Origin of the sequence: Rugamonas rivuli, from assembly GCF_009380165.1 — a bacterium.
Lineage (GTDB): Bacteria > Pseudomonadota > Gammaproteobacteria > Burkholderiales > Burkholderiaceae_D > Rugamonas > Rugamonas rivuli.
In genome coordinates this window covers 25,642-38,275 of the sequence record NZ_WHUF01000010.1, presented here as the reverse complement: position 1 = coordinate 38,275, position 12,634 = coordinate 25,642, and the positions used below count along the sequence as shown (strand labels likewise).

At 64.6% G+C, this 12,634-nt stretch carries 9 protein-coding genes; 5 read left to right on the top strand and 4 right to left on the bottom strand.

The window, feature by feature from the left end:
* Positions 1–187: 187 nt before the first annotated feature.
* A complete protein-coding gene (locus GEV01_RS27705) occupies positions 188–2,110 on the top strand; it encodes a PhoX family protein (protein ID WP_152809202.1) in 1,923 nt (640 codons plus the stop codon).
* 40 nt (positions 2,111–2,150) lie between these two features.
* Here the strand turns inward: GEV01_RS27705 and GEV01_RS27700 are convergent, their stop codons facing one another.
* Positions 2,151–2,375 (bottom strand): hypothetical protein, encoded by a 225-nt coding sequence (locus tag GEV01_RS27700; protein WP_152809200.1) that lies wholly within the window; start codon positions 2,373–2,375, stop codon positions 2,151–2,153.
* Positions 2,376–2,509: 134 nt separating this feature from the next.
* Between GEV01_RS27700 and GEV01_RS27695 the strand changes: the two genes are divergently transcribed.
* From GEV01_RS27695 to GEV01_RS27680, 4 genes are all read left to right on the top strand, one after another.
* Positions 2,510–4,015: a response regulator gene (locus tag GEV01_RS27695; RefSeq protein ID WP_152809198.1), complete on the top strand. Its 1,506-nt coding sequence runs from the start codon at positions 2,510–2,512 to the stop codon at positions 4,013–4,015.
* An 88-nt stretch (positions 4,016–4,103) separates the two neighbouring features.
* Positions 4,104–6,587 (top strand): TonB-dependent receptor plug domain-containing protein, encoded by a 2,484-nt coding sequence (locus GEV01_RS27690; RefSeq protein ID WP_152809195.1) that lies wholly within the window; start codon positions 4,104–4,106, stop codon positions 6,585–6,587.
* A gap of 11 nt (positions 6,588–6,598) precedes the next feature.
* Complete coding sequence (locus GEV01_RS27685) at positions 6,599–7,519, top strand: SAM hydrolase/SAM-dependent halogenase family protein (RefSeq protein WP_152809193.1); 921 nt, start codon at positions 6,599–6,601, stop codon at positions 7,517–7,519.
* 65 nt (positions 7,520–7,584) lie between these two features.
* Positions 7,585–9,042 (top strand): S41 family peptidase, encoded by a 1,458-nt coding sequence (locus GEV01_RS27680; RefSeq protein WP_152809191.1) that lies wholly within the window; start codon positions 7,585–7,587, stop codon positions 9,040–9,042.
* A 10-nt stretch (positions 9,043–9,052) separates the two neighbouring features.
* Here GEV01_RS27680 and GEV01_RS27675 read toward each other — a convergent pair whose 3' ends face one another.
* From GEV01_RS27675 to GEV01_RS27665, 3 genes are all read right to left on the bottom strand, one after another.
* Positions 9,053–10,996, bottom strand: a complete 1,944-nt coding sequence (locus GEV01_RS27675; RefSeq protein WP_152809189.1) for a GAF domain-containing sensor histidine kinase — start codon at positions 10,994–10,996, stop codon at positions 9,053–9,055.
* Positions 10,997–11,121: 125 nt separating this feature from the next.
* Positions 11,122–11,670, bottom strand: a complete 549-nt coding sequence (locus GEV01_RS27670; RefSeq protein ID WP_152809187.1) for an FxDxF family PEP-CTERM protein — start codon at positions 11,668–11,670, stop codon at positions 11,122–11,124.
* 139 nt (positions 11,671–11,809) lie between these two features.
* Positions 11,810–12,310 carry a hypothetical protein gene (locus GEV01_RS27665; RefSeq protein WP_152809185.1) on the bottom strand — a complete coding sequence of 167 codons (501 nt, stop codon included), beginning with the start codon at positions 12,308–12,310 and terminating at the stop codon, positions 11,810–11,812.
* Positions 12,311–12,634: the final 324 nt, after the last annotated feature.

The following is a 12,634-nucleotide window of genomic DNA, read 5'->3' as shown; positions in this document are numbered from 1 at the left end:
TATAGCCCTTTTCACTGCGCCAGGCCCGCCTTGAATAAGTTTGTTACGAAACTTACTTTAGCGCTTTGTCACGCCCCTGTCATAACAAATCCTTAATATTGCGCCCGTCGAGGTGAAGCCACCGCCTCGCATGATGCCGCGCCCGCGCAGGCACATGGAATGGCCATAACAACCAACAGGATTTACCATGACCGAGTCCCTCGATCTGTCCCGCCGCAGCATCCTTAAAATGTTGTCCAGCGCGCCGCTGCTGCCGCTGACCGCCGGCGGCGCCGCCGCCACCCTGCTGTCGGCCTGCGGCGGCGGCGACACCGCCGCAGCCGCGCCGCAGCTGCTGTCCGTGACCTTCTCCGGCATGAGCGCGCCTTCCCTGGCCGACGCCGCCAAGATGGCCACCACCACCGTCGCCTCGACGCTGAACTTCACCTACTCCGACGGCAAGACCCAGCCGTACGCGCTGTCCTACCAGACCTTCTTCATCACCGGCGCCACCGTGCCCAACCAGGCCGGCGGCACCATCCTGGCCGGCGGCTACTTCGACATCAACAACCAGCCCATCGTCGACAAGACCGACGCCGGCCAGCGCCAGTTCTTCTCCGACTGTCCGGACGGCACCTCGCTGCTCAAGCTGGCCGCGCCGACCGTGGCCGGCATCAAGGGCAACACCGTGTTCGCCGTGGTGCAGTTCGAATACGCGACCCGCAACGTCAAGGGCGACTCGATGTACGGCATGCTGCCGTCGCCGATCGCCGTGCTGACGCTGGACCAGGACAAGACCACCGGCGCGCTGACGCTGGTGAAGTACCACAACGTCAACACCAGCAGCGTCAACGGCCTGTGGATCACCTGCGGCGCCAGCCGTTCGCCGTGGAACACCCACCTGTCGAGCGAAGAGTACGAGCCGGACGCGACCACCATCGCCAGCAACACCCAGTTCGCCAACTTCAGCACCAACCTGTTCGGCGACGCCACCAAGGCCAACCCTTACCACTACGGCCACATGCCGGAAATCACCGTCAACCCGGACGGCAGCGGCAGCATCAAGAAGCACTACTGCATGGGCCGCATCTCGCACGAGCTGGTGCAGGTCATGCCTGACGAGCGCACCGCGCTGATGGGCGACGACGCCACCAACGGCGGCCTGTTCATGTTCGTCGCCGACAAGGCGCAAGACCTGTCCAGCGGCACGCTGTACGTCGCCAAGTGGAACCAGAAGACGGCCGAAAACGGCGGTTCAGCCACGCTGTCGTGGATCAAGCTGGGCAGCGCCACCAGCGCCGAGATCAAGGCCCTGGCCGACACCCTGAAGGCGTCCGACATCCTCAGCGCCAAGACCAGCGACCCGGCCGACGCCAGCTACACCAAGATCCCGTTCAGCGGCAAGAGCAACTGGGTCAAGATCGTGCCGGGCAAGGAAAAAGCCGCAGCCTTCCTGGAAACCCACCGCTACGCCGCGCTCAAGGGCGGCAGCATGGGCTTCACCAAGATGGAAGGCACGACCGTCAACGCCAAGGACAAGATCGCCTACAGCGCGATGAGCTACATCAACGGCGCCATGAAGGACGGCTCCGGCGGCATCAAGATCCAGGGTCCGAGCGCCGGCATCGTCTATGCGCTGAACCTGAAGGCCGGCCAGGTGGACGACACCGGCGCCGCCATCAACAGCGAATGGGTGCCGGTCGACATGGCCGCCGTGCCTGCCCTGGTGGGCGAAGACCTGGCCACGCCTGATGCGCTGGGCAACCTGGCCAATCCGGACAAGATCGCCAATCCGGACAACATCAAGTTCTCGGAAAAGCTGCGCACGCTGTTCATCGGCGAGGATAGCGGCCTGCACGTCAACAACTTCCTGTGGGCGTACAACGTCGACACCAAGGCGCTGTCGCGCGTGCTGTCGACCCCGGCCGGCGCCGAGTCGACCGGCCTGCACGCGGTGGACGACATGAACGGCTTCGCCTACATCATGAGCAACTTCCAGCACCCTGGCGACTGGGAAGCGGCGCTGCACGGCAAGGTACAAGCCACGCTGGACCCGCTGATCCGCGCCAACTACCGCGACCGCTTCGGCGCCGCCGTCGGCTACCTGACCGGCCTGCCGACGCTGAGCTAAGCTCCACGTTTCCCCCAGCTGTCCCGGCCCGCAACGAGCGTCAAGCTCCTTGCGGGCTTTTTTGCGTCCAGCGCTGCCCGGCCAATTCGCCAGACACCGTCTGGAGAATTTCCGCCCGGCCCGCGCCAACGTCGATTTGTTGCACACTACATAAAATATTTCTCACAGAGATAGCAATATTGCCAAAAACGAAGTATTGTTTCGGCTGCACATAGGCGTTACAGAAGACTAACGCTGCGCCGCCGCCGTCAAACGCGCCGTACAATCAGAACGCCTGGAAACGCTTCGAGTGTGTTGTGCAAGGCAACAGGAATTTTTGTTGCCTGTTGTTAATAGCAGTGGGTAAGACTACAATCGAAAGAAACCATTCAGTAGTGCCATTTTGCGGAACTCGCCCTTATGTCTTTTTTGTCTGCTGCCTCGCCTAAGCTAGCGCCTTGGAAAGTCCTGTTGGTCGACGATGAACCGGACATCCACGACATCACGAAACTGACGCTGAACCGCTTCCGCCTCGACGGCCGCGCCCTCAGTTTCGTGCACGCCTACAGCGGCGCCGAAGCCAAGGAAGTGCTGGCCCGCGAGAGCGACATCGCGCTGGTGTTCCTCGACGTGGTGATGGAAAAGGAAGACAGCGGCCTCGAAGTGGCGCGCTGGATGCGCCAGGACCTCGACAACCAGTTCACCCGCATCGTGCTGCGCACCGGCCAGCCCGGCCAGGCTCCCGAAGAACGCGTGATCGTCAACTACGACATCAACGACTACAAGGAAAAGACCGAGCTCGACCGCACCAAGCTGTTCACCACCACCTTCGCCGCGCTGCGCGCCTACCGCGACATCATGAAGGTCGAGGAAGCCCGCCGCCAGCAGCTGAACTACCGCGAAGGCCTGGAGCGCGTGATCGCCGCCTCGGCCCACATCTTCCAGCAACGCAACCTGAAAGACTTCGCCAACGGCCTGCTGCAGCAAGTGGTGGCGCTGCTGCGCCTGGAACACAGCATGCTGCTGCGCCTGCGCGGCGCGACCGCCATCAGCGGCGAGAACGATTACGAAATCCTGGCCCAGATCGGCGACGAGGACGGCACCCTGCTCAGCGCCGACGTGCTGGCCCAGCTCGACGCCGCCAAGAGCAACAAGATCTCGCGCGTCGAAGGCGACACCTACATCGGCTATTTCCCCAACAGCAGCGGCAAGGCCTCGCTGCTGGTGCTCAAGGGCGTGGAAGAAATCTCCGAAATCGACACCAAGCTGCTGGAAGTGTTCTGCTCCGGCGTCGCCATCGCCTTCGACAACATCCTGCTGACCCAGGAAATCACCGACACCCAGGCCGAGCTGATCCTGCGCCTCGGCGACGTGGTCGAATCGCGTTCCAACGAGGCGGGCAACCACGTGCGCCGCATGTCGGAAGTCTGCCACCTGCTGGCCCAGGCCTCCGGCATGCCGGACGACGAGACGGCCGTGCTGCGCCACGCCGCGCCCATGCACGACATCGGCAAGATCGCCACGCCGGACGCGGTGCTGCTCAAGCCGGGCAAGCTCGACGCGGCCGAGTGGGAAATCATGAAGCAGCACCCGACGGTGGGCCTGTCCATCCTCGACGGTTCGCAGCGCCCCATCCTGAAGGCGGCCGCCGTGATCGCCCACCAGCACCACGAGAAGTTCGACGGCAGCGGCTATCCGCAAGGCTTGAAGGGCCACGACATCCACCTGTACGCGCGCATCGTCGCCGTGGCCGATGTGTTCGACGCGCTGATGCACAAGCGCTGCTACAAGGAAGCCTGGCCGATCGACAAAGTGGTCGAGCATTTGCGCGAAGTGGCCGGCCATCACCTCGATCCGCTGTACGTCGATCTGTTGTGCAAAAACATCGATAAAGCAGTCGCCATCAACGAGCGCTTCCCCGATTAAGCCCGCATAAGCATATTTGCAATAGATCTTTGTGAAACTGAATTCCTTGCCCGTAAGATCGTAGTCCGGTCCACGCAAGGAATTCACGATGCCAAGCAGCCAGCTCCCACACGCCCTCCCCCACTTGCCTTTGCGCCGCAGCGTGCTCGCCTGCGCGCTGCTGCTGGCCGCGCTGCCTGAAGTGCACGCACAGCAAGCGCCGGCCAGCGACGCCGCCATCGACCAGGTCACCGTGGTCGGCTCGCGTGCGCGCAACCGCACCGTGTTCGACAGCGCCGTGCCGATCGACCGCTTCGGCCAGCGCGAAGTCGAGAACGCGGCGGCCGGCGGCGAACTGGGCGCGGCCCTGCAAAACCTGGCGCCGTCGATCAACTTCCCGCGCATCGAATCGAGCGGCGCCTCGGACTCGGTGCGCGGCATCCAGCTGCGCGGACTGGCGCCGGACCAGGTGCTGGTGCTCATCAACGGCAAGCGCCGCCACACCAGCGCCGTGCTCGACACGGAGAGCAGCTTCGCCGGCACCGTGCCGGTAGACGTCAACGCGATCCCGCCGGGCGCCATCGACCACATTGAAATCCTGCGCGACGGCGCCGGCGCCCAGTACGGCAGCGACGCCGTGGCCGGCGTCATCAACATCGTGCTGAAAAGCGCCCGCAGCGGCGGCTCGGCCTCGGTCGGCTACGGCGCCAACCACACCGACTTCAAGCCCACCAACGAGACCAAGACCGACGGCCAGACCAGGACCGCCAGCGCCGACTACGGCGTGCCGCTGGGCGACGCCGGCTTCCTGCGCTTCGGCGCCGAAACCCGCAGCCGCTCGCCGACCCAGCGCGCCGGCTTCAGCGACGCCGGCTGGACGTCGTGGAACTCGACCCCGGCCGACCTGGCGCTGGACGGCAAGGTGGTGTTCAAGTCCGGCGACTCGCAGCAGGACAACCACTACCTGTTCTACAACGCGCTGCTGCCATTGGCCAACGGCGTCGACGCCTACTCGTTCGCCACCATCAACCAGCGCAAGTCCGACGGCAGCGCCTACTTCCGTTATCCGGGCGACCCGTCCAACGTGCCGGCGCTATACCCGTCCGGCTACCGCCCCGTGACCCAGGGCGACATGACCGACACCAGCATCGTGGCCGGCGCCCGCTTCGCGGCAGCAGGCTGGAACGCCGACCTGAGCGCGCGCCACGGCGGCAACCTGTTCCGCTACGACCTGAGCAACTCGGCCAACGCCTCGCTGGGCGCGCAGAGCCCGACCAGCTTCCACCTGGCCACCTTCGACTTCCGCCAGAACGCGCTCAACGCCGATCTCACGCGCGAGCTTGACCTGGGCCTGGGCAGCCCCGTCAACCTGGCGCTGGGCGCCGAGTTCATGCACGAGACTTACCTCAGCTCGCCGGGCGACGCGGCCTCCTACGCGGCCGGCCCCATCGTCGACGCGCCGCCGGGCGCGCAGGCCGGCCCGGGCTTGCGGCCGCAGGATGCGTTCGACGGCGGCCGTTCGATACGCTCGGTGTACGCCGACCTCGAAAGCGACCTCACCAGCCGCCTGTTGCTGGGCGCGGCCGCCCGCTATTCGGACTACAGCGATTTCGGCAGCGCCAGCACCGGCAAGCTGTCCGCGCGCTACAAGCTTAGCGACGGTTTCCTGCTGCGCGGCTCGCTGTCCAACAGCTTCCGCGCGCCGGCCCTGGTGCAGACCGGCTTCCGCTTCTCCACGCTCAACTTCAACAGCGACGGCAGCGGCTTGCAGACCGCGTCGCTGCTGCCGGCCAGCGACGCGCTGGCGCGCAGCTTCGGCGCCGAGGCATTGAAGCCGGAGAAATCGACCAACCTGTCGCTGGGCCTGGCATGGCGTCCGCAGCGCAACACCAGCGTCACGCTGGACGCCTACCGCATCAAGATCCGCGACCGCATCACCCGCAGCAGCGACCTGCAAAGCGACGCCGCCACCGCCTACCTGGCCTCGATCGGCCGCAGCGACATCCAGTCGGTGGCCTACCTGGCCAACCTGCTCGACACCAGCACCACCGGCCTGGACGCCGTGCTGAACCACGACCTGTCCTTCGCCGGCGGCAAGCTGGACCTGAACGCCGCGCTCAACCTGAACAAGACCCGCCTGGACAAGGTGCGCCAGGGTTCGGCCGCGCTGGCCAGGATCGATCCATCGCTGACGCTGCTGACCGACACCAGCCTGTTCCGCATCCGCAACGCTTCGCCGAACAGCAAGCTGGTACTGACCGCCGACTGGCAGGCCGCCCGCTGGAGCCTGCTGGCGCGCGCCACCCGCTTCGGCGCGCTGAAGGATTTTTCGTACGACCAGGAGGCGCCGGTGGTCGACGGCGTCCACGCGCAATCGTTCGGCGCCGTGTGGTCGGTCGACCTGGAGGCGCAGTACAAGCTGACCACGCAGCTGACGCTGGCCGTCGGCGGCGACAACATCTTCGATCGCTATCCGGAGCGCGTGCGCCAGACCAACAACGCCACTTACGGCGGCGCGCTGCCGTACAACTTCATCAACCCGATCGGCGTCAACGGTGCATACTTCTACGGCCGCTTGCGCTACACATTCTAAAAAAGGATTCCATGAAGCTCACCCGCATCTCCCACCTGTTCGCCGCCGTCTGCATGAGCACGCTGATGGCCGCGCAAGCCCACGCCAGCAATGCCTTGGTGCTGCTGACCGACTTCGGCACCTCCGACGGCGCCGTCTCCGCCATGCACGGCGTGGCTTTCGGCGTCGATCCGAAGCTGAACGTCTCCGACCTGACCCACAACATTCCCGACTACGACATCTGGCTCGGCGCCTACCGCCTCTACCAGACCGCCAACTACTGGCCGCAAGGCAGCGTGTTCGTCGCCGTGGTCGATCCGGGCGTGGGCACGGCCCGCAAGTCGGTGGTGTTGAAGACCAGGGAAGGCCGCTACTTCGTCGGCCCCGACAACGGCCTGTTCACGCTGATCGCCGAGCGCGACGGCGTGGCCGAGCTGCGCGAGATCGACGAGAAGGTCAACCGCCTGGCCGGCTCCGGCGAGTCCTACACCTTCCACGGCCGCGACGTGTACGCCTATGTCGGCGCGCGGCTGGCGTCCGGCGCGATCAGCTTCGAGCAGGTCGGCCCGGTGTTGCCTGGCGAATCTGTGGTGAAGATCCCTTACCAGAAGGCGGTCCGCGACGGCAAGGTGGTGCGCGGCATCATCCCCGTGCTGGACATCAAGTACGGCAACGTCTGGACCAATATTCCGAAAGCGCTGTTCGACGAACTCGGCATCGGCGTGCACGACCGCGTGCAGGTGCGCATCCTGCACAAGGGCAAGCAGGTCGACAAAGTGGTGGCGCCGTTCGAGCACACCTTTGGCGGCGTCGCGCAGGGCAAGCCGCTGGTCTATCTGAACAGCCTGCTGGACGTGGCGGTCGCCGTCAGCCAGGGCAACTACGCCAAGCAGCACCACATCGATTCCGGCGTGGACTGGGAAGTGGAGATCAGCAAAGCCGGCGCGAAATAAGCCGTTCCGCCGGGCGCGCAGTTGAGTTACCATCCTGGCAACTCAACTACGCGCCGGCGCCGTTCATGACCTTCAACATCAAGTTTAGTCTCAGCATGCTGCCGTTGGCGTTCGCGGCATCCACAGCCTCCGCAACCGACTGGAGCGAAGTCGCCAAGGCCGACATGAAGTTCGCCATCGACGCCGTGCGCAGCAGCCATGCCGGCGCCGTCAGCGGCCAGATCGATGTCACCGCACCGCTGGAAGCCGGCAGCCGCGCCGGCATGATCGAAGCCGCCAACGCCAGGACCGAGCAAGACTACCGCCGCGCACTGCTGCGCTTCATCAACGGCTTCGGCGATCCGCACACCGGCATCCAGCTGCGCATGCCGACCCGCGCATGGACCGGCGTGGTGCTCGACCACATCGACGGCGGCTACCGCGTCATCTGGTCCGAGCCGAACTGGCCGCAGCCGCTGCCGCCGCGCGGCGCCACCGTGCAAAGCTGCGACGGCGTTTGGATCGGCACCTACCTGAAAAGCAATGTCGCCCCGTTCAGCAACCAGAGCCTCGAATACGCGACCACGCCGAGCGAGCTGGCCCGCCAGTCCATGTTCGACATCGGCCTGGGCTGGACGCCGCAGCGCTGCACCTTCCAGCTGGCCGGCGGCGTCGTGCGCGACTACGCGCTGCCGCTGCGCGCCATCGAGGACGGCATTGGCAAGGCCCGCCTGAGCGAGGTGCAGCAGCGCTACACCGCCCAGGCCGGCGCGGTCGGCCTGACGCCGCTGGCGGCGGACATGCAGTGGGTCGCCATGCCGAACTTCAACGGCGGCATCTCCGCCGACGCCTACGCAAAACTCTACCGGCAGTTGGCCGCGCTGAAGCACACCGGCTGGGTCGTGTTCGACCTGCGCGGCAACGGCGGCGGCGATTCCAGCTGGGGCAACCGCGCGCTGCAGGCGCTGTACGGCGAGGCTTATGGCGAACAGCTGGGCAACACCTCGTCCCACACCAAATCCCAGATCGCCTCGCCGGCCGCGATCGCCCTGCTCCAGCGCTACGCCAGCCTGCCGCAGTTCGCCTCCGCCAAGCCCATGCTCGACGACTCCATCGCCAAGATGAAGGCGGCGCTGGAGCGCGGCGAGCCGATGGCGCGCATCGAAGGAATGTCGAAGGAAGAGGCCGATGCATTGGCGGCGGCGGTGCGCAAGCGCCCGTCGGGTCCGCGCATCGCCGCCGTGATCGACCGTGGCTGCTTCAGCTCCTGCATGAATTTCCTGCAGCAGATCAGCGCCATCGCCGACACCGTGGTGCTGGGTGAGCCGACCATCGGCTATTCCCCGTACGGCGAGATCGGCCCGTACAAGCTCCCCAGCGGCAATGGCGTCATCACCTTGCCGTCGGCTATCTTCGCCGGCTCACAGGCCACGCGCGAGCCCTTCGTGCCATCGCGCCGCTACAACGGCGACATGGCCGACGAGGCGGCCCTGAAAACCTGGGTGAAAACGACGCTGGCGGCCATCAAGCCGGCGGCCCGCTAGCCGGCGGCGCTTACTTTCGCTTCACTTTCGGGAAGCGCAGCTTGTAGTGCAGGCCCATGCCGGGCGCGCTGGCCACCTTGATGGTGCCGCCCAGCGCGCCCGTCACCAGGTTGTACAGGATGTGCGCGCCCAGGCCGCTGCCGCCCGAGCCGCGCTTGGTGGTGAAGAAGGGATCGAACAGCTGCGCCAGCGTGCTGGTATCCATGCCCGCGCCATCGTCGCTGTATTCGAAGTCGACGAAATCGCCATCGACCTTGCCGCTGATCTTGATCTTGCCGGCCTGCCCCTCCTCGAAGCCGTGCACCAGCGAGTTGACCACCATATTGGTGACGATCTGCGACACCGCCCCCGGGAAGCTGGCCATGTTGATGTGCTCGTCACAAGCGATCTCGACAGCGATCGGCTTGCCCTTGAGCTTGGGCTGCAGCGACAGCAGCACCTCGTCCAGGTATTTGCGCAGGTTGAAGCTGCGGATATCGTCGGACGACTGGTCCACCGCCACCTGCTTGAAGCTGCGCACCAGCGCCGCGGCGCGCTGCGTGTTGGTGGTCATGATGCGCAGCGACTGGTCGATGATCTCGAAGAACTGGTTCAGGCCGTCCTCGTCCAGCGTACCGGCGGCCAGGTCTTCGCGCGTCAGCTTGAGCTCTTCCACCAGGTGGCTGGTGGCCGTCACGCAGATGCCCAGCGGCGTGTTGATCTCGTGCGCCACGCCGGCCACCAGCCGGCCCAGCGAGGCCAGCTTCTCCTGCCGCACCAGCTCGCCCTGCGCATCCTTGAGCGAGGTCAGCGCATTTTCCAGCGCCGCGTTCTGTTCTTCCAGCGTTTCCTTGGCGCGGCGGATCTCGCGGTCGGCCTGCATGCGCGCGATCGCCACCGCCACGTGGCTGGCCATGAAGGCCAGGATGTCGAGGTCGGCCTGGGTGTAGACCACCGAGTCGTCATAGCTTTGCACGATGATGACGCCATACGCCACGTCGCCCAGCAGCATCGGCGCCCCCATCCAGCTGGCGATGTCGACATTGCCCAGCGGGTGCTCCATCTCGCCGCTGTCCACCAGCGCGGCGTAGCCGGCGCGGTCCAGCAGCATGGCCTGCTTGCGCTGCAGCACATACGAGGACATGCCGAGGCCGAAGTCGAAGCGCTTGACCGGCGCATGCTCGTCCTTCTCGTCGACAAAATACGGGATGCTGATTTCCTTGGTGTCCGGGTGGTACAGCGCCATCAGGAAATTCTTCGCCGGCACCAGCTCGCTGATGATCTGGTGCAGCCGCATGTTCAGGCGGCTGCCGCCGGTGGCCGTGGCCGACAGATTGGCCAGCTCGTACAGCGCGCGCTGGATGTTCTCGGCGCGGCGGCGCTCGGCCACCTCGTGCGACAGCTGGGCGGTGCGCTCCTGCACCGCGCGCTCCAGCCGGTCCATGCTCTGCAGGTGCTGCAGCGCGCTCGACACGTGGTTGGCGATCAGCGCGAACAGCGCCTGGTCTTCCTCGTTGAAGGTATGCTGTTTGTCATAGCTCTGGATGACGATGGCGCCCAGCGCCTGGTGGTTCTGGTCCAGCAGCGGGCAGCCCATCCAGTGTTCGGCGATGGTGCCGATGCCGAAGCCGGCGTTGGCCTCGCGCCGCGACTGGTGCTCGGCCGCCGTCATCACCATGCGCTCGCGGCTGGCGATCACGGTGGCGGTCGGCGACTCGCCCTCGACCAGTTCGAACAAGTCGTCGCGGCTCGGCGGGTCGTCGACCTCGTCGACGAAATACACGAAACGCACCTGGTTGACCGGACCGTCACGGTCGCTCAACGCCACGAAGAAGTTGGCCGCGTACATGATGCGCCCCAGCGCCGCGTGCACGGCCTGCAGGAACTCGCTGATATCGGTGCAGCTGCTCGACTTCTGCCCGATTTCGAGCAACATCGTTTGAACGGCTTCCAGGCGGGTGAGGCGACTTTCCATCGGTTTTCCTATTGTGAGGTAATGCGCATAGGAAATACTAGCAGGTCCGGCCCGGCCCGGCCACAGAAACAAAAACAGCCAGGCCGTCGGAACGGCCTGGCTGTCGTTGTGCAGCGCGAAGACGCTTACGCGGCGTCGTCTTGCTTGGACTTGCGACGTGCAGCGACGGCGCCGACCAGCGCCAGGCCGCCCAGCATCATGCCGTAGGTCGCCGGTTCCGGCACGGCCGAAACGGTGGCGCCGGCCGAGTACACGCCGGCAGCTTTCGACATCACGGTGCCGCTGATCTGCAGGAAGTACTGGCCGGCGGACAGCGGGGCCGAGGACAGCGTCCAGACGTCGATCTCGCCGGTCGAGACCTGGGTACCCTTGAGCACCAGGCCGTTCGCGTTGAACAGGCCCAGGCTGGTGATGTCCAGGCCGTTTTTGGCGTTACCCGAGAACGAAGACAGATCCGAGGTCAGGATGCTGTTGCCGGTCAGGGTGAAGGTGTAGCGGTCGGAGAAAGTGTTGCCGGCGTTGTTGCCGGTGATGAAGTGGCCGAAGAAATCGGAACCGGAGCTCAGATCGAGCGGTGCGTCCGGATTGCTGATGTCTGCGGCCATCGCACTTTGCGACAGAAAGGCGGCACTGCCTAGCACGAAAGCGCCAGCCAAGGCTTTGAGTTTAGTCATTAAGATCTCCTAAAAAAAAGAGATCAAAATGTATCAGGCTCGACAATTTTGGACGGGCCCGCACAATTGAAAGTTACATCTGCTTACACGTTTAATTAATGAAATCTTAATTCCAGTAAAGAACAAATGTCGCAGGAAATCATGGTTTTTTGTAACCGTTTTCTATCCAGGCCGAGGCGCTCGTCACGCTCAGCTTGAAGGTCGGGGCTACCCGCACCTGGGCCAGCTCCTCGCCGTACTGGTCGAAGGCGGTCAGGGTGGCGTAGGCGTCGTCCTCGTCCGGCACGATGTCCAGGTTGACCTTGACTTGGCCGTCGTCGGTGCTGACGAACACATTCTTGTGCAGCTGCGCGTGCAGTTGCTGCTCGTGGCGGCGTATCACCTCGTTGGCGGTCTTGACCAGCGTGTTGAAGGCGTTGACGTCCAGCGGCTTGGGATTCTTCTTGTCGCGGCCCATGGTCCAGGGGCCGACCAGCGCCGGTTCCGGCTCGCCATCCTTGATCATCGCCACCGCCCAGCCCTCGTCGTCATCGTTCTTGATGACGCGCGCGGTCCAGCCGTTCCCCTGCCATACGCGCGCCTCCTGGATCGGGGCGTCGTCGTCTTGTTGCTCGTCGGTATCGGGGTAGTCTGCGCTCATGCTGATGGCTCGTGCTGAAAAGTTGGCTGGGGTGAAATAATAAGCGGCCCGCCCTGTAACAACAATAGAAAGTCAGCAACGGTGCGAAATCCTTGTGGCCACGGCTGTGTATTAAGCACAACAGTACTTGTGTATTTGATATCGATGGCGCCACGCCTCCCGGCCACGGGCGTGGCGGCCCATTTCGCCGTCCGGCGTCACAAATACGGGCAGGAATTCACAAAAACCGATTGGACACTCTAAATTTCCCCAAGCATAGACAAAGGAATATGACTATTATCAATTTTGAATCACCAGTTTCCAGTAGTTAATAAAAGTGAAAGT

Bases quoted from the DNA above. Each gene is read 5' to 3' on its own strand.
- GEV01_RS27665 (WP_152809185.1), bottom strand. From the start codon at position 12,310: ATGAGCGCAGACTACCCCGATACCGACGAGCAACAAGACGACGACGCC.
- GEV01_RS27685 (WP_152809193.1), top strand. From the start codon at position 6,599: ATGAAGCTCACCCGCATCTCCCACCTGTTCGCCGCCGTCTGCATGAGC.
- GEV01_RS27695 (WP_152809198.1), top strand. From the start codon at position 2,510: ATGTCTTTTTTGTCTGCTGCCTCGCCTAAGCTAGCGCCTTGGAAAGTC.
- GEV01_RS27690 (WP_152809195.1), top strand. From the start codon at position 4,104: ATGCCAAGCAGCCAGCTCCCACACGCCCTCCCCCACTTGCCTTTGCGC.
- GEV01_RS27705 (WP_152809202.1), top strand. From the start codon at position 188: ATGACCGAGTCCCTCGATCTGTCCCGCCGCAGCATCCTTAAAATGTTG.
- GEV01_RS27680 (WP_152809191.1), top strand. From the start codon at position 7,585: ATGACCTTCAACATCAAGTTTAGTCTCAGCATGCTGCCGTTGGCGTTC.
- GEV01_RS27670 (WP_152809187.1), bottom strand. From the start codon at position 11,670: ATGACTAAACTCAAAGCCTTGGCTGGCGCTTTCGTGCTAGGCAGTGCC.
- GEV01_RS27675 (WP_152809189.1), bottom strand. From the start codon at position 10,996: ATGGAAAGTCGCCTCACCCGCCTGGAAGCCGTTCAAACGATGTTGCTC.